Origin of the sequence: Gordonia iterans (assembly GCF_002993285.1) — a bacterium.
Lineage (GTDB): Bacteria > Actinomycetota > Actinomycetes > Mycobacteriales > Mycobacteriaceae > Gordonia > Gordonia iterans.
In genome coordinates, this window is the sequence record NZ_CP027433.1 from 2,822,221 (window position 1) to 2,841,435 (window position 19,215).

At 69.1% G+C, this 19,215-nt stretch carries 18 protein-coding genes; 10 read left to right on the forward strand and 8 right to left on the reverse strand.

Annotated elements, in window-relative coordinates; all coding sequences use genetic code 11:
* The first annotated feature begins 125 nt into the window (after window positions 1-125).
* Window positions 126-1,904: a DEDD exonuclease domain-containing protein gene (locus C6V83_RS12930; RefSeq protein WP_105942737.1), complete on the forward strand. Its 1,779-nt coding sequence runs from the start codon at window positions 126-128 to the stop codon at window positions 1,902-1,904.
* Window positions 1,901-2,179 (forward strand): Lrp/AsnC family transcriptional regulator, encoded by a 279-nt coding sequence (locus C6V83_RS12935; protein WP_105942738.1) that lies wholly within the window; start codon window positions 1,901-1,903, stop codon window positions 2,177-2,179. The genes C6V83_RS12930 and C6V83_RS12935 overlap by 4 nt, the downstream gene beginning before the upstream one ends.
* Before the next feature lie 4 nt (window positions 2,180-2,183).
* Here C6V83_RS12935 and trpD read toward each other — a convergent pair whose 3' ends face one another.
* Window positions 2,184-3,248, reverse strand: coding sequence for an anthranilate phosphoribosyltransferase (gene trpD, locus C6V83_RS12940; protein ID WP_105942739.1), 1,065 nt, complete (start codon window positions 3,246-3,248; stop codon window positions 2,184-2,186).
* Between the two features lie 9 nt (window positions 3,249-3,257).
* Entirely contained in the window at window positions 3,258-3,683 is a 426-nt protein-coding gene (locus C6V83_RS12945; protein ID WP_105942740.1) for a hypothetical protein, read from the reverse strand.
* A gap of 247 nt (window positions 3,684-3,930) precedes the next feature.
* Between C6V83_RS12945 and ctaE the strand changes: the two genes are divergently transcribed.
* From ctaE to qcrB, 4 genes are all read left to right on the forward strand, one after another.
* Window positions 3,931-4,542 carry an aa3-type cytochrome oxidase subunit III gene (ctaE, locus tag C6V83_RS12950; protein WP_105942741.1) on the forward strand — a complete coding sequence of 204 codons (612 nt, stop codon included), beginning with the start codon at window positions 3,931-3,933 and terminating at the stop codon, window positions 4,540-4,542.
* 61 nt (window positions 4,543-4,603) lie between these two features.
* Window positions 4,604-5,536, forward strand: coding sequence for a cytochrome bc1 complex diheme cytochrome c subunit (gene qcrC, locus C6V83_RS12955; RefSeq protein WP_105942742.1), 933 nt, complete (start codon window positions 4,604-4,606; stop codon window positions 5,534-5,536).
* Window positions 5,533-6,681, forward strand: a complete 1,149-nt coding sequence (gene qcrA, locus C6V83_RS12960; RefSeq protein ID WP_105942743.1) for a cytochrome bc1 complex Rieske iron-sulfur subunit — start codon at window positions 5,533-5,535, stop codon at window positions 6,679-6,681. Before qcrC ends, qcrA begins: the two co-directional genes overlap by 4 nt.
* A complete protein-coding gene (gene qcrB, locus C6V83_RS12965) occupies window positions 6,678-8,300 on the forward strand; it encodes a cytochrome bc1 complex cytochrome b subunit (RefSeq protein ID WP_105942744.1) in 1,623 nt (540 codons plus the stop codon). The genes qcrA and qcrB overlap by 4 nt, the downstream gene beginning before the upstream one ends.
* A gap of 398 nt (window positions 8,301-8,698) precedes the next feature.
* Here qcrB and C6V83_RS18375 read toward each other — a convergent pair whose 3' ends face one another.
* The 3 genes from C6V83_RS18375 to ctaC form a co-directional block, all read right to left on the reverse strand.
* On the reverse strand, window positions 8,699-8,869 hold the full coding sequence (locus C6V83_RS18375) for a helix-turn-helix domain-containing protein (RefSeq protein ID WP_159067515.1): 171 nt from the start codon (window positions 8,867-8,869) through the stop codon (window positions 8,699-8,701).
* Window positions 8,870-9,164: 295 nt separating this feature from the next.
* Window positions 9,165-9,581 (reverse strand): cytochrome c oxidase subunit 4, encoded by a 417-nt coding sequence (locus C6V83_RS12970; protein WP_105942745.1) that lies wholly within the window; start codon window positions 9,579-9,581, stop codon window positions 9,165-9,167.
* 3 nt (window positions 9,582-9,584) lie between these two features.
* Window positions 9,585-10,754 carry an aa3-type cytochrome oxidase subunit II gene (ctaC, locus tag C6V83_RS12975; protein WP_105942746.1) on the reverse strand — a complete coding sequence of 390 codons (1,170 nt, stop codon included), beginning with the start codon at window positions 10,752-10,754 and terminating at the stop codon, window positions 9,585-9,587.
* Between the two features lie 310 nt (window positions 10,755-11,064).
* Here ctaC and asnB point away from each other — a divergent pair, with 310 nt between their 5' ends.
* Window positions 11,065-12,990 carry an asparagine synthase (glutamine-hydrolyzing) gene (asnB, locus tag C6V83_RS12980; protein ID WP_105942747.1) on the forward strand — a complete coding sequence of 642 codons (1,926 nt, stop codon included), beginning with the start codon at window positions 11,065-11,067 and terminating at the stop codon, window positions 12,988-12,990.
* 137 nt (window positions 12,991-13,127) lie between these two features.
* Here the strand turns inward: asnB and C6V83_RS12985 are convergent, their stop codons facing one another.
* From C6V83_RS12985 to C6V83_RS12995, 3 genes are all read right to left on the reverse strand, one after another.
* On the reverse strand, window positions 13,128-14,099 hold the full coding sequence (locus C6V83_RS12985) for a carbohydrate kinase family protein (RefSeq protein WP_105942748.1): 972 nt from the start codon (window positions 14,097-14,099) through the stop codon (window positions 13,128-13,130).
* A 77-nt stretch (window positions 14,100-14,176) separates the two neighbouring features.
* On the reverse strand, window positions 14,177-14,530 hold the full coding sequence (locus tag C6V83_RS12990; protein WP_105942749.1) for a HesB/IscA family protein: 354 nt from the start codon (window positions 14,528-14,530) through the stop codon (window positions 14,177-14,179).
* Window positions 14,531-14,624: 94 nt separating this feature from the next.
* Entirely contained in the window at window positions 14,625-15,743 is a 1,119-nt protein-coding gene (locus C6V83_RS12995) for a glycerate kinase family protein (RefSeq protein ID WP_105942750.1), read from the reverse strand.
* Between the two features lie 65 nt (window positions 15,744-15,808).
* On the opposite strand from C6V83_RS12995, the gene C6V83_RS13000 reads away from it, so the two are divergent.
* Genes C6V83_RS13000 through C6V83_RS13010 form a run of 3 tightly spaced genes read left to right on the forward strand, consistent with a single transcriptional unit; the run spans window position 15,809 to window position 19,182 of the window.
* Complete coding sequence (locus C6V83_RS13000) at window positions 15,809-16,504, forward strand: DUF3043 domain-containing protein (protein ID WP_105942751.1); 696 nt, start codon at window positions 15,809-15,811, stop codon at window positions 16,502-16,504.
* 6 nt (window positions 16,505-16,510) lie between these two features.
* A complete protein-coding gene (gene cobT, locus C6V83_RS13005; RefSeq protein WP_105942752.1) occupies window positions 16,511-18,388 on the forward strand; it encodes a nicotinate-nucleotide--dimethylbenzimidazole phosphoribosyltransferase in 1,878 nt (625 codons plus the stop codon).
* Complete coding sequence (locus tag C6V83_RS13010) at window positions 18,385-19,182, forward strand: adenosylcobinamide-GDP ribazoletransferase (protein ID WP_105942753.1); 798 nt, start codon at window positions 18,385-18,387, stop codon at window positions 19,180-19,182. The genes cobT and C6V83_RS13010 overlap by 4 nt, the downstream gene beginning before the upstream one ends.
* The last annotated feature ends 33 nt before the right edge of the window (window positions 19,183-19,215 follow it).

Here is a 19,215-nt window from a genome sequence, read left to right on the forward strand (position 1 = left end):
CGGCTGGAGAGTATTCGGCGCCTCCGACAGTTCCGGGCACCCGCGCACCCACGTCGTCAGACCGGCCCGCCGCTGCGCCGGGCGATGCTCGTCGTGGTGTCCGAGGGTCGCGCTAGCGTGCCGGCATGTCGCAATTGAGCTTCGCCGACCTCCCCGACGACGAGGAGTTCGCGACCGCCTCGCTGCTGCACACCACCCTGGTCGTCATCGATCTGGAGACCACCGGCGGCAGCGCCGAGCGCGACGCGATCACCGAGATCGGCGCGGTCAAGATCCGCGGCGGCGAGGTCGTCGGCGAGTTCGCCACGCTCGTCGATCCCGGCCGCGCGATCCCGCCGCAGATCGTCTCGCTCACCGGGATCACGAGCGCGATGGTGCACGACGCCCCGCCCATCGAGGAGGTCCTGCCCGCGTTCTTCGAGTTCGCCCGCGGCACGATCCTCGTCGCCCACAACGCCCGATTCGACATCGGCTTCCTCAAGCGCGCCGCGGCCCGCCAGCACCTGCCGTGGCCGTTCCCCGCCACACTGTGCACCGTGGTGATGGCGCGCCGGATTCTCAGCCGCGACGAGGCGCCCACCGTCAAACTCAGCGCGCTGGCCGACCTGTTCGACGTGTCGGTGAAACCGACACACCGAGCACTCGACGACGCCCGGGCCACCGTCGACGTCTTCCACCGGCTCCTCGAACGCGTCGGCAACCAGGGCGTCCACACCTACCGGGACCTCACCCGCTACCTGCCGCGCGTGTCTCCGGCAATCCGCGCCAAGCGCGCGCTGGCCGCCGGCCTCCCTCACCGGCCCGGCGTGTATCTGTTCCGGGGCCCCGGAGAGGAGGTCCTCTACATAGGGACCGCCGTGGACCTGGCGCGGCGCGTCGGCAGCTACTTCTCCGGAGACCCCCGGCCACGGATGGCAGAAATGGTCGGGCTGACGCAGCGCGTGGATCACATCGAATGCGCGCACGGCCTGGAGGCCGGCGTCCGCGAACTCACGCTGCTCGGCGCCCACAAGCCGTCGTTCAACCGCCGCTCCCGCAACCCGCAGCGCGGCTGGTGGATCACGCTCACCGCCGAGCGGTTCCCGCGCCTCAAGGTCTCCCGGTCTCCGGGCGAGGTCGCCGTCGGCCCGATCGCTCAACGCGGCGCGGCCGCCGACATCGCCGACGTCATCGCCGGCGCGGCCGGGTTGCGCACCTGCACGGCCGGTCTCACCAGCGCCGACCATCACTTCTGCATCGGCACCGCCGGTGCGGCCACGCTCCCCGATCCACTCGTCGCCGCGATGCCGGGCGCCTGCCGGGCCGCCAGCGACCGGCCGCAGACGGTCCCGGACTATCTGCCGCGGGTGCGGGCGGCACACGACCTCGTCCTCGGGTTCGACGACGAGTTGCTCGACCGCCTCACCGCCCGATTGGAGCAACTCGCCCGATCACGTCGCTTCGAATCGGCGGCCCGCGCCCGCGACCGGCTCGCCGCCACCATCGACGCGCTGGCTCGCTGCCAGCGCCTGGCGGCGATCGCCCGGCTCCCCGAGCTGGTCCTCGCCCGGCCCGGCACCGCCGGCGGCTGGGAGTTCGCCGTGGTCCGCTTCGGCCGCCTCGCCGGCGCCGGCTGCGCTCCGCCGGGCGCGGCGCCGATGCCGGTGGTCGAGGCGGTCGTCGCCGGAGCCCGCACCGTGCCGGCTCCGGCCACCGGGGACGGACCGCTGTCCGGTGCCCCGCCGGAGGAAGTCGGCCTGATCGCACGCTGGATCGACGAGCCGGGCACACGCCTGGTGTCCGTCGACGGCGAGTTGTCGTGCCCGGTCGGTTCGGCCCAGCGACGGCGGGAGTTCAGCCGCGCCGCGCGGCAGGCCCGTGAGCTCGCGCCGAACCGAACCGGCTCGTTTAGGCTCGGGGCATGATCACCGCCATCGTCCTCATCGGAGCCGACGTCCATCAGATCCCGGAGACCGCACAGGCCGTAGCCGACATCCCCGGCGTCACGGAGGTCTACTCGTGCGCCGGAGACGTCGATCTGATCGCGAAGGTGCGCGTGCGCGATCACGAGGAGATCGCCGAGGTGGTCACCGGACGGATCAACCGGATTCCGGGCGTGCGCACCAGCGCCACCCATATCGCCTTCCGGAGCTACGCCAGCGCCGAGGTGGAGGGCGGTTTCTCGATCGGCGAAGAGTGACCGGTCAGCCGGCCAGTTCGCTGCTCAGGCGCGCCCACTGGGCGAGCCGAGCTGCCGCGGCGCCCGAATCGAGCACCTCCTCCACCCGTCTCATGGCGGCCCGCAGAGCCGCCACGAACTCGTCCTGCGAGTACAGGCGGTCCTGCTCGAAGGCCACCAGGGCGGCCGCGGCGTTGAGGGTCACCGCATCGCGCACCGGTCCAGTCGACCCGGCGAAGAGGTCCCGCGCCACTTGCGCGTTCACCAGCGCGTCGCCGCCCTGCAGGGCAGCGAGCTCCACCAGGCCGATGCCCAGATCGGCGGGATCCACGGCGAGCTCCCGGACCCGACCGCCGTACACCTGCCAGACGGTCGACGTCGACGTGGTGGTCAGTTCATCGAGCCCGTCGTCGCCCCGGACGACGAGCGCACGATTGCCCCGATCGGCGAACGTCTGAGCCAGCACGGGCGCCAGGTCGGCGAAGGCGCAACCGATGAGGCCGGCCGGCGGTGCGGCCGGATTGGTCAGCGGTCCCAGCACGTTGAAGACGGTCGGTATGCCGATCTCCTTGCGGGGCGGGCCGGTGAAGCGGAAGGCCGGATGGAACACCGGCGCGAAGCAGAAGCCGATGCCGACCTCGTCCAGACACCGGGCCACCGCCTCGGGTCCGAGTGAGATCGCCACTCCCAGGGCCTCCAGGACGTCGGCGCCGCCGCTCTTGGACGACGCCGCACGGTTCCCGTGCTTGATCACCGGCACCCCGGCCGCGGCGACGACGATCGACGTCATGGTGGAGATGTTCACCGTGTGCGAGCGGTCGCCGCCGGTGCCCACGATGTCGACCGCTTCGACCGCGGTGTCCACGCGGTTCGCGAAGGCGAGCATGGAATCGGCGAGGCCCCGGAGCTCTGACGGCGCAGCGCCCTTCATCTTCACACCGACGCCGAAGGCCGCGATCTGCGCGCCAGTGGCCGAATCGGACATGATCTCGCGCATCGCCCATGCGGCCTCGTCGGTGGTCAGGTCCACACCGTCGGTCACCTTGCCCAGCACCGCGGGCCACGAAAAGGAGGCATTCGGATTCGTCACCCCGCCAGACTATCCGGAGGTCGGCTCCACGTCCGCAGCCTCCAACACGGCCCAGCCGCCCACCACGCCGCCCATCCGCGCGGTCATCGAACCGACCAGCGCACGCTCGCGCGACACCGACTGGGCGTCGACGGCCTGCACCCGGCCCAGAGCCACCGGCACCAGCCCGGCCGGTGGCGACGGGTCCGTCGCCAGCAGCGGGGCGGGTACATAGCCGTCGGGACGCAACCGGGCGGCGAAGGCCGCGGCGTGCCGGTCGGGCACGAACACGAGGTGGCGGAGCAGCACATCGTCGTTCCGTCCGTACCCTGCGCTCGCCAGCACCGACGAGACCGCGGCCGCCTCGTCGTGGCATTCCACCAGCACTCGCGCACGGATCAGTTCGGCTGCCGCATCCCGCGGCGCCCGCGTCCGCCGCCGCCACCATCGGGCCATGCCAGCGCTCCTTCTTCCGCATCACCGATCGGGCCTGTCACCGCATCTCACCCGCGACCGCGCCCCGCCCCAGGCCGCTCCGACCGTGAGAGTACCGATCCCGCCCCCGTCCGATCGCCCGCACGCGCGTGCAGACACGCCGGTGCCGCGGCAGCAGAACCACTCTCCACCTGCAGGGACAGAACAAATTTCAGCCAATTTGGGACCCGGGTGGGCATGACTTACTACGAACCGTCATACTTTCCATGTGACTAGCGCCGTGGGTACCCCTGGAACCGCCATCACCTCGCGTGTGCATTCGCTGAACCGACCCAACATGGTCAGCGTCGGCACCATCGTGTGGTTGTCGAGCGAGTTGATGTTCTTCGCCGGCCTGTTCGCGATGTACTTCGTCGCACGGGCCAACACCGTGACTGACTGGCCTCAGCCGCCGGCTCACCTGAACTTGGCCCTCGCCATTCCGGTGACGCTCGTGCTGATCGCCAGTTCCGTGACGTGCCAGCTCGGCGTCTTCGCCGCCGAGAAAGGCGACGTCTTCGGACTGCGCCGTTGGTACACCATCACCCTGCTGATGGGTCTCTTCTTCGTCTGCGGCCAGGCCTACGAATACGTCGTGCTCTACGGCGAGGGCGTCACCCTGTCCTCGTCGTCGTACGGCTCGGTCTTCTTCATGGCGACCGGCTTCCACGGTCTGCACGTGATCGGTGGTCTCGTCGCCTTCGTCCTGCTCCTGATCCGCACCCGGCTCTCGAAGTTCACGCCCGCCCAGGCGACGGCCGCGATCGTCGTGTCGTACTACTGGCACTTCGTCGACATCGTCTGGATCGCCCTGTTCGTCGTCATTTACTTCGTCCAGTAGCCCGCGGCAACCCGAAACATTCGAACGCCGAACAGTCCAATCGCTTAGTAGAGAGTCACCGATGAGATCATCTCCACCGAGTTCGTCACAGCCGCTGGGCGACGACGCCTCGACCGAGCGCGTCCCCAGCTCCGGCAAGTCCGAGGCGCGCCGCGCGAAGTCGCGCCGTAAGCTGCGCCGTCGTGCCGGAGCCACCGCCTTCCTGATGTTCGGCCTGATCGCCGCCGGGCTGCTGGCCGGTCTGCTGACGCCCAAGCCTCAGGTCGCCACCGCGGATGCCAACGCCGCGCAGCTCGTCGAGGCCGGCAAGCAGCTGTACGAGACCTCCTGCGTCACCTGCCACGGCCAGAACCTCGAGGGTGTGCCCGATCGCGGCCCGACCCTGCTGGGCGTCGGCGACGCATCCGTCTACTTCCAGGTCTCCACCGGCCGCATGCCGGCCGCCCGCGGTGAGGCTCAGGCCGCCCGCAAGACCGAGAAGTTCACGCAGGTCCAGATCGATCAGCTCGGCGCCTACATCCAGGCGATGGGCGGCGGGCCGCGCGTGATGTACGAGCGCGACGACAACGGCGAGATCAAGCGCAACCCGGAAACCGGTCTCCCGGTTCTCGCTCAGGAATCGCTGCAGGGCGACAACCTGGGCCGCGGCGGCGAACTCTTCCGCCTCAACTGTGCGTCGTGCCACAACTTCACCGGCCGTGGCGGCGCCCTGTCGAGCGGCAAGTACGCCCCCACCCTGTCCGGTGTCAACGAGCAGCAGCTGTACACGGCCATGCTCACCGGACCGCAGAACATGCCGAAGTTCTCCAATCGGCAGCTGTCGGCTGAGGAGAAGAAGGACATCATCGGCTTCGTCCGGTACGTCGACTCGGCCAACCCGTCGGGCGGGCTCGCCCTGGGCGGCTTCGGACCGGTCTCTGAAGGCATTGTCATGTGGTTTGTCGGAGTGACGGCGATCATCGCCGGTGCGATGTGGATTGGATCACGAAATTGAGCGCAACGAGTAAAGACGCCCCGACCGGCGACCAGCTCGACGCAATGTCACGCGACGAGCTCGTCAAGCTGGGCACCAACCTCGACGACGTCGACATCATCTACCGGGAGCCCCGCTACCCGGTCGAGGGCACCAAGGCCGAGAAGCGCTCCGAGCGCATCGTCGCCGTCTGGTTCATCCTCTCGGGTCTGCTGGCCTTGGCCGGGTTCGCGCTCTTCGTGTGGAACCACTGGGAGTTCGTCATGCCCGACGAGCCGGGCTACTGGGCGTACACCTTCTACACCCCGGCACTGGGCGTCACGTTCGGTCTGGCGATCCTGTTCTTCGGCTTCGGCGTCATCCAGATCACCAAGCGGTTCATCCCGCAGGAGATCTCGGTGCAGCAGCGGCACGACGGCCCCTCGGAGAAGGTCGACCAGAAGACCATCGGCGCCGAGCTCGCCGACTCGCTGGAGACCAGCACCCTCCCCCGCCGCAAGATGATCATCGGTTCGGCGATCTTCGGACTCGGGTCGCTCGCCTTCGCCGGCGGCATCGCCGCGATCGGCGGGTTCATCAAGAACCCGTGGGCCAACCCCAAGGATGATCTGTGGCAGACCGGATGGTCGCCGATCCACGACGTGACCCCCAACGAGACCGTCTTCTTGCGGCGCGACACCGGCAATCCGTACCAGGTCGCCCTGGTCCGTCCGGAGGATCTCGACGCCGGCGCGATGGAGACCGTGTTCCCGTGGCGAGTCTCCGACGGCTACGGCGAGACCGAGGAGTCGCGCCACAAGCTCCTCAAGAGCCTGCGTGCGGTCCGCAACCCGGTCATGCTCATCCGACTGCGTCCGGCCGACGCGGCCAAGGTGATCAAACGCCAGGGTCAGGAGAGCTTCAACTACGGCGATTACTACGCCTACACCAAGGTCTGCAGCCACCTCGGTTGCCCGACCTCTCTGTACGAGCAGCAGACGCAGCGCATTCTCTGCCCGTGCCACCAGTCGCAGTTCGACGCGCTCGAGTACGGCAAGGCGGTCTTCGGACCGGCCGCGCGTGCTCTCGCTCAGCTGCCGATCGCGGTGAACAATCAGGGGTACATGGTCGCCAACGGCGATTTCATCGAACCCGTCGGACCGGCATTCTGGGAGCGTAAGTCATGACCGTCGCTGACCGCCTTGCTACGCAGGCGCACGAAGCGGACGTCCGGTACCGTATGGCAGCCGGCATGCGCCGCCAGATCAACAAGGTCTTCCCGACCCACTGGTCGTTCCTCCTCGGTGAGCTCGCCCTCTACAGCTTCATCATCCTGTTGCTGTCGGGCGTCTACCTGACGATGTTCTTCGACCCGTCGATGGCCCACGTGACCTACGAGGGCGCCTACCAGCCCCTCAACGGCGTCACCATGAGCCGCGCGTACGAGACCACGCTGGACATCTCCTTCGAGGTCCGCGGCGGTCTGTTCGTCCGGCAGGTCCACCACTGGGCGGCTCTGCTGTTCGCCGCGTCGATCATCGTGCACATGATGCGCATCTTCTTCACCGGTGCGTTCCGCAAGCCGCGCGAGGCGAACTGGGTCATCGGCTGCTTCCTGCTGCTCCTGGCGATGTTCGAGGGCTTCTTCGGCTACTCGCTTCCGGACGACCTGCTCTCGGGCACCGGCGTTCGCGCCGCGATGAGCGGTATCGTGCTGGGCATTCCGCTGATCGGCACCTGGCTGCAGTTCGCCCTGTTCGACGGCGACTTCCCCGGCATGATCATCATCCCGCGCCTGTATGTGCTGCACGTGCTGATCTTCCCGGCCATCATCCTGGCGCTGATCGGTGCTCACCTGGCCCTGGTCTGGTACCAGAAGCACACGCAGTTCCCCGGCCCGGGCCGCACCGAGAACAATGTCGTCGGCGTCCGGATCCTCCCGGTCTTCGCGGCCAAGGGCGGTGCCTTCTTCGCGATCACCTTCGGTGCCATCGCCCTGATGTCCGGCATATTCCAGATCAACGCCGTCTGGAACATCGGCCCGTACAACCCGGCGCAGGTCTCGGCCGGTTCCCAGCCGGACATCTACATGATGTGGACGGACGGCTTCGCCCGCCTGATGCCTGCGTGGGAGCTCTACCTGGGCAACTACACGATCCCGGCCATCTTCTGGGTCGTCGCCGTGATCGGCGTGGTGTTCACCCTGCTGTTCGCGTATCCGTGGATCGAATCGGCGCTGACCGGCGACAAGGAGCCGCACAACCTGCTGCAGCGCCCGCGTGATGCTCCGGTCCGCACCGCGGTCGGCGCGATGGCCCTGACGTTCTACATCATCCTCACGATCAGCTGTATGAACGACGTCATCGCGTACAAGTTCCACATCTCGCTGAACGCGACCACGTGGATGGGCCGTATCGGACTGATCGTCCTCCCGCCGCTGGTGTACTTCATCGCGTACCGCTGGGCCATCTCGCTTCAGCGCAGCGACCGAGACGTGTTGGCGCACGGCATCGAGTCGGGCATCATCCGGCGCGAAGCGATCGGCGAGTACATCGAGATCCACCAGCCGCTCGGCCCGGTCGACAGCCACGGTCACCCGATCCCGCTCCCCTACGAGGGCGCGGCGCTGCCGAAGCGAATGAACAAGCTCGGCTTCGCGGGCAACCACGGCACCGGTTCGGCATTGACGCCGGACCCCGCCGACCAGCAGGAGCTGAACGTGAAGATCGCTCACGATCAGCACGAGGTCGAGAAGGACGCTCTCCTCGAGCTCCAGGCCCGCGGCGGCAAGGCTCACGAAGACTGAGCCACGCCAGATCAGGCACGATGGAGGCCGCCTCGCACTCGCGAGGCGGCCTCCGTCGTTTCGACGTGCTCTGGCAGCGCCCCTCCCCTCCCCTGCCTGCCCAGGACCCGCCACCCGCGGATCCACCGACACGACCTTTCGACGACGCCGTCCTGCCGGCCGGCAGAAAGGAGAGTGCCGGGCACCCACGTTTCGCTCTGGCACCCTCGACTGAGGGTGCACAACGAAATCACGGTGCCGGGCACCCACGTTTCGGTGCCGTCGGAGTGTCCTCCGTGGCCGCTGACAGTGCGAGCTTCGCCCTCAGGACCGTGTCCACCTGAAGGGAGGGTGCCGCGCACCCCGGAATCGACATCGGTGTTGCAAGGATGACTGGAACCTGCCCCGTCGCCCGGGGGTCAGTATTCACGCGTCGCTGACAACTTCCGCTCGTACTTCGGCGGACCCGACGAGGCCGCCGCCTCGACCACCGTCGTACGGCTGATACGCAGTTGCTCGGCGATCCGCGCCTTCGGCACCCCGTCAGCAGCGAGCCTGCGGATCAACGCCCGGTCGTCCACAGTGATCACACTCCAATCGTTGGCAGAGTGTGCACAGTTCGAGCGCCGATACCGTTCAGATTTCAAGCGCCGTCGACAAACGACGCCCAGGAGCCGGCCCCTCGATCGTCACGCGGGCGAGCCGGTACTGGTCGACGCCAGGGTGCCCGGCACCGTCCACTCGTTGTGGCACCCCCGACCGACGGTGCCACGACGAGATCACGGTGCCGGACACCCACATTTCGGTGCGGTCGCAAGCGCAGCCAGCCCGCGTCCGGAGAATCCGGACGCGGGCTGGCTGTGCTAGAACGGTGTGGGTCGGGAGTCAGTGCTTCTCGGGGCCGACGTAGTACTCCATGACCAGGCCCGAAGCCGAAGCGAGGATCATCACCGCGGCCCCGATGGCAAACCAGAAGTTCCCGGTCGCGAAGCCGATCGCGAACAGCGATGCGCCGATGGCGACCATGATCGGCCACCAGCTGTGCGGGCTGAAGAACCCGAGTTCCCCGGCGCCGTCTTCGATCTCGGCCTCCTCGTAGTCCTCCGGCCGGATCTCCACGCGACGAGCGACGAACCGGAAGTACGAGCCCGCCAGAATCGAGAGTGCGGCGGAGAAGTACAGGCACATCGCGCCCGCCCACTCGATCCCGGTGTAGTAGAAGTGCGTCGACACCGTGTAGATCACGCCCATCACGAGGAAGAACACCGCGATGGCTTCAAAGATTCGCGCTTCGATCTTCATGGCTCAGTTCTCCTGGGACTGGGGAAGCGTGCAGTTCGGGATGGTCGTGTCGTTCGCGTCACCCAGGTACTCCGGGGTGTCGGTGGTGGCGACCCGACGGGTGTCGAACGGCACCGTGACCACCGACTGCGGCTGCTGGCAGACCGCGGACAGCGCCTCGGCGTTGTTCTTCTCCGGGTTCGCGAGCCGGTACTTGATGTAGGCCTCGAAGACCTCCGGCGACACTGCCCGGACCTCGAAGTTCATCATCGCGTGGTAGGTGCCGCACATCTCCGCGCAGCGGCCGACGAAGGCACCCGGGCGCTCGATCTTCTCGATTTGGAAGCTCGGATCCTGATGGTTCTCCTTCGGGAACGGCATCACGTCGCGCTTGTACAGGAATTCGGGAACCCAGAAGGAGTGGACGACGTCGGCTGACGCCAGGTCGAACTGGATACGCGTGTCCGTCGGCAGAACGAGGATCGGGATCTCCGAGGAGGTGCCGAGCGTCTCAATCTTGTCGAAGGTCAGGTAGTCGCGGACATCGGCGTCCTTGCCGCCGGCGGGACCGGGCAGTTCCACCTCGTGGCCGTCGTGCTCGTAGTACTCGGGATCCTGCAGATCGAAGGGGCTGCCCTTCTTGGCGTCGGCCGGCGTGACCAGCTCGGTGCCGTCGGCCAGGCGCACGGTGTTGTAACCGAACTTCCAGTTCCACTGGAACGCAGTGACGTCGACGACGACGGGCGGGTTGGGCTCCTTGCGCTCGACGTTGGTCTGCACCATGACGGTGAAGTAGAAGAGCACCGCGATCATGACGAACGGCACCGCCGTGTAGGCCAGCTCGAGCGGCACGTTGTATCCGGTCTGACGCGGCAGTTCCTCGGCGGGGTCGGTCGCCGTGGCGTCCTTGTTGCCCTTGCGCCGGTGGAACGTGATGGTCCAGAAGATCAGGCCCCAGACGAAGACACCCATGATCAGGGCCGCGATGCACGCCCACTGCCACAGGTGCAGCATCTCCTTGGCCGGCGGGGTGATGCCGCTGGGCCAACCGAAGCGCACCGCCTCTTCCGGAGAGCAACCGGAGGTCACCAGCGCGGCGAGCGCGAGCGCGCCCAGCGCGCCCAGTCGCTTCACCGTGCGCGACGCACCCGAGTTACGCCGGGCCGACGAACGTCCACCGTGAGTCAATTTCACGCCTTCCTGCTGACAGGGAGCTGTTCTTGCGCGAGACGGCCACGACGAGCTGCACTCGCGTCTAGGTCATTCTCGCACCATGTACTACGCAGCGTAGACCAACGCGGCGAACTGGTCGCGATTGGGGCCGTCCCCCGTGTCCCGGGGTCCGCCGAACTGGACAAAGACTCGTGTTCGGCGTGCCGACGACCCCGCCGGGTTCGCTCCCGCTCCGTGCTCTGCGGCATAGTAGGTGGTCGCGCGGGGCGTACGGAACGACGTCTCGCGGGGTGATTCTCGCCCGGCTCCATCGACTCGAAAGGGCGCCAACGTGTGCGGTTTGCTCGGAATGCTCACGAGGGACGGCTCGGCGTCGTCGATCGTCGACCTGATCGCGGAGGCCTCGCACTGTATGCGCCACCGCGGTCCCGACGATGCCCTTACCTGGCACGACGACGACCTCGCGCTCGGCTTCAACCGGCTGTCGATCATCGACATCGAGCATTCGCCGCAACCTCTGCTGTGGGGGCCGCCGGAGCAGCCCGATCGCTACGCTCTCGCGTTCAACGGTGAGATCTACAACTATCTCGAACTGCGCGCCGAGCTGGAGGAGACCTTCGGCGCGAAGTTCCACACCGGCGGCGACGGCGAGCCGATCGTCGTGGGATTCCACCATTGGGGACCGGCGGTCCTCACCAAGCTCCGCGGCATGTTCGCGTTCGCGATCTGGGACACGGTGACCGAGTCGCTGTTCCTCGCCCGCGACCCGTTCGGGATCAAACCGCTGTATCTGGCCACCGGACCGGGCGGCACCGCGTTCGGCAGCGAGAAGAAGAGCCTGCTGGAACTGCTGGGTGCGCTCGGGCTGGACGCGACGCTCGACGCCCGGGCGATCGAGCATTACACCGTCCTGCAGTACGTGCCGGAGCCGGAGTCGCTGCACGCGAACATCCGCCGTCTCGAATCGGGCACCTATGCGCGGCTGACACCGGGCACGGACCCTGTGGTGACCCGCTACTTCACGCCGCGCTTCCAGGTGCGCCCGTTCGCGCGCGACGACGACCAGGCGCGCTACGACGAGATCGCCGATGCGTTGCGGGACTCGGTCGCCAAGCACATGCGCGCCGACGTGACCGTCGGCTCGTTCCTCTCCGGCGGAATCGATTCCACCGCGATCGCTGCGCTGGCCATTCAGCACAACCCGGATCTGATCACCTTCACCACCGGCTTCGAGCGCGAGGGTTACTCGGAGGTCGATGTGGCCGCCGAGTCGGCCGAGGCGATCGGCGCCCGGCACATCGTGAAGGTGGTGAGTCCCGCCGAGTTCATCGAGGCACTGCCGAAGATCATCTGGTACCTCGACGATCCGGTCGCCGACCCCGCGCTGGTCCCGCTGTACTTCGTGGCCGCCGAGGCGCGCAAGCACGTGAAGGTGGTGCTCTCCGGCGAGGGCGCCGACGAACTGTTCGGCGGCTACACGATCTACCGCGAGCCGCTCTCGCTGAAGCCCTTCGACAAGCTGACCCCGGGCCTGCGCCGCTTGGCCGGCCGGGTGTCGGAGAAGATCCCTGAGGGCAAGCGCGGCAAGAGCCTGCTGCACCGCGGCTCGCTGACGCTCGAAGAGCGCTACTACGGGAATGCGCGAAGCTTCGACGACGAGCGCCTGCGCCGGGTCCTGCGCGAGTTCCGGCCCGAGTGGATGCACACCGACGTGACCGCGCCGATTTACGCCGAGAGCCGCGGGATGGATCCGGTCGCGCGCATGCAGCACCTGGACCTGTTCACCTGGTTGCGTGGCGACATCCTGGTCAAGGCCGACAAGATGACGATGGCCAACTCGTTGGAACTGCGCGTGCCGTTCCTCGACAAGGAGGTCTTCGCCGTCGCCGAGGGACTCCCCTTCGACCAGAAGCTGGCGCACGGCACCACCAAGTACGCGTTGCGCCGCGCGCTCGAGCAGATCGTTCCGGCGCACGTGCTGCACCGGAAGAAGCTGGGCTTCCCGGTGCCCCTTCGGCACTGGCTGGCCGGCACCGAGATGTACGAGTGGGCGCGCGCGGTGATCACCGCTTCCGACACCGACGAGATCTTCGACAAGCGCTTCGTCCTGCAGATGCTCGACGAGCACCGCGCCGGCGTGGTGGACAACAGCCGCCGCATCTGGACGGTGCTGTGCTTGATGATCTGGTACGGGATCTTCGTCGACGGCACCATCGACCCGAAGATCGAGGAGCGCGACTACCCGGTGGTGGTGTAGGCCCCGGTCCAGCGCTCACGGCTGTCCCGCCGTGACGGCGGACCGGCCCCGGCGCGCACTCTCGCCTGCATCGACAGCACGGCGGGCCGGAGGCTACGTCCCGGTAAGACGTGCAGGCACTTCTGCCGGAGGAGCCCTCAGAGGACGGCGTGGATGTCCGCTGCGGCCGCCTCGCCGTAGGCGTCCCGGATCCGGGCGATCGCTTCCCGGTCGTCGCACGTCCAGCCCTGCGTCGAGTCGCACTCGAGCACCAGGGTGGCGATCATCGCGCCCAGCTGCGCGGCCCGCTCGAAGCGCAGTCCGCGGGCCAGTCCGGAGAGGAAGCCGGCTCGGAAGCCGTCCCCGACGCCCGTCGGATCCTGCGCCTCCCGGACCGGGACCACCGGCACGTGAATCGCGTCGCCGTCCGACGGGACGATGTCGATGCCGTCGGAACCCCGGGTGGTGATCCGGACGCCCACCATCTCCGCGACGTCGGATTCGGACAGCCCGGTCTTCTTGCGCAGCAGACCCCATTCGTACTCGTTGGTGAACAGGTACTTGGCGCCGTCGATCAGACCGCGCGCGGTCTCGCCGTCCAGGCGTGCGAGCTGCTGGGACGGGTCGGCGGCGAACGGGATCCGGTGGTCGCGACACAGTTCGGTGTGGCGGACCATCGCGTCGGGATCGTCCGGCGCGATGAGCACGAGGTCGGGGCGCCCGGTCTCGTCGAACACCTCGGTCACGTCGATCTCGCGGGCCTCGGACATCGCGCCCGGGTAAAAGAACGCCACCTGGGCCATCGCGGTGTCGGTGGTGCACATGAAGCGGGCAGTGTGCTGAGTCCGGGAGATCCGCACGCCGCGGCAGTCGACGCCGTGGTCGGTGAGCCACTCGCGGTACTCAGCGAAGTCTTCGCCGGCGGCGCCGATGAGCAGGGGCGCGCCGCCGAGCGCACCGATCGCGAACGCGATGTTCCCGCCGACGCCGCCGCGGCGCACGATCAGGTCCTCGGTGAGGAAGCTCAGCGAGAGGTGCTCCAGCTGGTCGCCGAGCAGTTGCTCGGAGAACTTGCCGGGGAACTTCATCAGATGATCGGTCGCCAGCGACCCGCATACGGCAATGAACATTCGCTCAGCCTAAACCGCCCCACAACGACGACGACCGCCTCCCCCTGTGGAGGGGAAGCGGTCGTCGTCGTGCGAGGTCAGTTGAACGAGTCGCCGCAGGCGCAGCTGCCGGTCGCGTTCGGGTTGTCGATGGTGAAGCCCTGCTTCTCGATCGAGTCGACGAAGTCGATCGTGGCACCCTTCATGTACGGCGCGCTCATCCGGTCGACGGCCAGCTTGACGCCGCCGAACTCGGTCACGATGTCGCCGTCGAGGGTGCGATCGTCGAAGTAGAGCTGGTAGCGCAGGCCGGCGCAGCCACCCGGCTGCACCTCGATGCGCAGCGCCATGTCGTCGCGGCCCTCCTGATCGAGGAGTGCCTTGGCCTTGGCGGCGGCCGAGTCGGTCAGAACCACACCCGACTGTGCGGTCTCATTCTGGACGGTGGTCATGGGTGCTCCCTCGTGTCATTCACGCGCACGACCGAGATCTCCGGCCGCGCGATGCATTACGTGCGTCGACTCTTCAACGGTACCTCGCCCGGATCTATTCCCCCAGTGCGACGCCGCCGGGGCCCGCCCACCGGGCCGCCAGCCTCGCGGCGAGACCGGTCAGCTGCGGCCCCGCGTCGGTCATCGCCGCGGCGAGCGAGCCCGCGTGGTGCACCAGCGAATGCACCTCGCCGACGGCAGCCGAATCGGCGGCGGTGAGCAGCGTCTGGCCGACCAGCACCAGGACCGGCACGGCCGCCGCAGCGGCCTCTTCCGCGACCACCGCGACCAGCTTCCCGCAGAGCGTCTGCGCGTCGAGTCGCCCCTCCCCGGTGATCACCAGATCGGCCGCGGCGATCTGGTCACGCCGGTGGGTCTCGGCGGCGACCAACTGCGCCCCGGAAGTACGACGGCCGCCGCACGCCAGCAAGAATGCGCCCAGGCCGCCGGCCGCGCCGGCCCCGGGTTCGTCACGCAGATCGTGCCCGGCGGTGGCCTCGAGGTGGTCGGCCCACCCGGCGAGACGCTCTTCCAGGCGAGCGACCGTCGCGGCGTCGGCACCCTTCTGCGGCCCGAACACCGCCGCGGCCCCGCCGGGACCGAGCAATGGATTGTCGACGTCGGTCGCCGCCACGAGGTCGACGTCGCGCAACAGCCGCCGGGCCGCGGCGAGCCCGCCGAGCCGGGCGGCTGCTCCCCGTCCCCCGTCCGTGGTGGCCGACCCGCCGAGTCCGACCACGATCCGACGGCAGCCGGCCGCGACGGCCGCGGAGATCAGCTCGCCGACCCCGGCGGTGCTCGCCGACCAGGCGCTGTGCGGATCCGGCGGTTCCGGCAGCAGGGGCAGCCCGCAGGCCTGTGCCGCCTCCACGTACGCGGTGGCGTCGCGACGCAGCCACGACGCCCCTACCGGGTCGCCCAGCGGACCCTCGACGGTCAGGTTGCGGTGCTCGCCGCCGAGTGACGCGGCCAGCACCTCGACGAAGCCGGGACCCCCGTCGGACTGCGGAGCCAGCACCACCGTGTCGTGCGGCCGACCCGTCTGCCAACCGGCCCCGATGGCCGCGGCGGCAGCGGCCGCGTCGAGCGTGCCGCCGAACGAGTCCGGCATCACTACCACGCGGCACCCGCGACTGCGGCCCGTGCCGGCCGCGCCCAGTTCCCCGTCGGTCATGGGGTCGCACTCTATTCCGCCCGGCCGACGGGCGGCGGCGATCGGGGATGTCCTAGCCTGGAGGGGTGAAGTTGCCCTGGAAATCCGGCGCCGACGCCGGCGACGCGACCGCCGACGAGACCACCGCCGACACCTCCGCGTCGTCCGCTGCGAGCACCGACGACGGTGCGCCCGCCAAGAAGGGCGCAGGCGCGACGACGCCGGGCAAGGGCCGCCCGACTCCCAAGCGCCGCGAGGCGCAGGCACGCCGCACCGGGCCGGTCGCGCCGCCGCCGACCACGCGCGCGGAGGCGCGGGCGCGGCGCAAGGCGCAGAAGGCCACGCTGACCAAGGAGGAGCGCAAGCAACTGCGCGCCGAGCGGACCAGGGCTCGCACCGAGCAGCGCGAGAAGATGATGTCCGGCGACGAGCGGTACATGATCGCCCGCGACCGCGGACCGGTTCGCGCCTATGTCCGCGACCTGGTCGATTCGCGCCGGAACTTCGCCGGGCTGTTCATGCCGTTCGCCGTCCTGCTGATCGTGGCGATGATGGTTCCGAACTTCGCGGTGTACATCAATCTGGTGATGCTGCTGTTCGTCGTCTTCATGGTGATCGACTCGGTGATCCTCGGCCGCATGGTCAACAAGCGGGTCCGCGAGCGCTTCCCGGAGAGCACCGACACCGGCTTCAAACTGGGCCTGTACGCGTTCACGCGCGCAATGCAGCTGCGGATGATGCGTGCTCCGCGGCCGCGCGTCAGCGTCGGCGACGAGGTCTAACCGCCGATGCGCACCCTGGTCCTGGGCGGGACCCGTTCGGGCAAGTCCGCGCGCGCCGAACGGCTTCTCGCAGACCGTCCGGCCGTGCGCTACCTGGCGACCGGCGCCCCGCCGGACCCCGCCGACCTCGGTTGGGCGCGCCGTGTGCAGACCCACCGCGATCGGCGCGACGACCGGTACGTCGTGGTCGAGACCCTGGACCTGGCGGCGCAGCTGAGGGCCCACCCGGACGCCGCGGTGCTGATCGATGATCTGGGCAACTGGGTCACCGGACTGCTCGACGCCGCCGGCGGCTGGGACGATCCGGCGGTCGACCTGGCCGGCGAGATCGCCGACCTGGCCGACGCCGTCGGCGAGTTCCGCGGCGCACTGGTGATCGTCAGCCCCGAGGTGGGGCTGTCGGTGGTGCCCACCAGCGCGAGCGGTCGGCGTTTCGCCGACGTGCTCGGCGCGGCGAACCTCGCCGTCGCCGCCGCCTGCGACGACGCCGAACTGATCGTCGCCGGCCGCGTGGTCGCCCTGGCCTCCCCCCGGGAAGCCGTCGAACCCACCCAGCAGACCGAGGAAGCCGCTGGTCGAGTAGGCGAGGAAGCCGGTGGTCGAGTAGGCGAGGAAGCCGGTGGTCGAGTAGGCGAAGAAGCCGGTGGTCGAGTAGGCGAAGAAGCCGGTGGTCGAGTAGGCGAAGAAGCCGGTGGTCGAGTAGGCGAAGAAGCCGGTGGTCGAGTAGGCGAAGAAGCCGGTGGTCGAGTAGGCGAGGCGCAAGCCGAGCCGTATCGAGACCTGGCCGAGCCGTATCGAGACCCAGCCGAGTCCCCTGCCGCGGTCGATCCCACCGACGCCGAGGTCTTCCCCGTCGTCGACCTGCCCGACGAGGACGTGGCCGAGCAGACCCGGGCCCGCCTGCTGAATCTGACCAAGCCGCCGGGCTCGCTGGGCCGGCTGGAGGACCTCGGCGTCTGGATCGCCTCGTGCCAGGGCGCCTGCCCGCCGCGCCGGATCACCGCGCCGCACATCGCCGTGTTCGCCGGCGACCACGGGGTGGCCGCCGACGGCGTCTCGGCGTTCCCACCCGAAGTGACCGCCCAGATGGTCGCCAACATCGCGGACGGCGGGGCCGCGATCAATGTCCTCGCTCGGCGTGCGGGAGCGAGCGTCTCCGTGTTCGACCTGTCGGTGAACGCCGACGAAACAGACCCGCACATCGCGCGCTACAAGGTACGACGAGGCACCGGCGATCTGCGCCGCGGTGAAGCGATGACGCTCGGTGAGGCACGCCGAGCGCTCGCCGCGGGTCGCAAGGTGGCCGACGATCTGGTCGACTCCGGCGCCGACCTGCTGATCGCCGGCGACATGGGGATCGGCAACACCACTCCGGCGGCGGTGCTCACCGGCGCGCTGACCGGCAAGGAGCCGGTGGTGGTGGTCGGTCGCGGCACCGGGATCGACGACGCGGCCTGGATCCGCAAGACCGCCGCGATCCGCGACGGCCTGCGCTTCGGGCGCCGCCATCGCAACGATCCGCTCTCCTTGCTGGCGGCCGTCAGCGGCCCGGATTTCGCCGCGATGGCGGGTTTCCTGGCCCAGGCGGCGGTCCGTCGCACACCGGTGATCCTGGACGGCATGGTCGTCACCTCCGCCGCGTTGGTCGCCAACGCGCTCGCCCCCGGCGCCAGCGCCTGGTGGTGCGCGGGGCATCGGTCCACCGAGCCGGCCCATGGCTTCGCGCTGGCCGAACTCGGGCTGGAGCCGGTCCTGGAACTGTCCATGCGCCTCGGCGAGGGGTCCGGCGCGGCGACGGCGCTGCCCGTCGTCAGCGATGCGGTGGACATCCTCCTGGACATGGCGACGTTCGACGGCGCCGGCGTCTCACACGAGCAACGATGACGTCCGGCGACGGTCCGCGCACCGGTGCGCTGCACCTCGCCGCGAGCTGGCTGACCGTCGTACCCGTCCCCCAACCGCGGTCGGCTCCCGACGCGCGCGACGGCACCCGGGTGATCGCCGTCGTACCGGTGCTCGGATTGATCATCGGAACACTCACGGCGGCAATCTCTTTCGGGTTCGGCTTCACCGAGCTGCCGCATCTCGTCACCGGCGCTCTGTGCGTGGCGTTCCTGGCGCTGATCTCCCGGGGCATGCATCTGGACGGGCTCGCCGACACCGCCGACGGCCTCGGCTGCTACGGCGCCCCTGAGCGCGTGCGCGCCGTGATGCGTTCGGGCGACGTCGGACCGTTCGGCGCCGCGACGCTGGCGCTGGCACTGCTCCTCCAGGCGGCGGCGATCGGCGCGCTCGCCGGCGATCACCGCTGGTTCGCGATCGCGTTCGCCGTGTTCCTCGGACGGATCGCGGTGGTGGTCGCCTGCCGTCGGGGCCTGCCCTCGGCGAACCCCGACGGCTTCGGCGCACTGGTCGCCGGCACTGCGCGCACGTCGGTCGTCGTCTGGCTGCTGTTCGCGGCCGCAGCGGCCGGCGGCGCCGGATGGCTCGATCCCCCCGCAGCGGAGTTCTCCGGGTCCGCCGCCGTCCGTGCGGTCGTCGCGGTGGCGGCGGTCGCGGCGTTCGCCACCGTGTTCACCCGCCACTGTGCGCGGCGCATCGGCGGAGTGTCCGGCGACGTCCTCGGCGCGACCCTGGAGCTGAGCACCACGCTCGCCCTGGTGCTCCTGCTCCTCTGAGCGGCGGCCGATCCGCGAAGCTCATCGGACAGC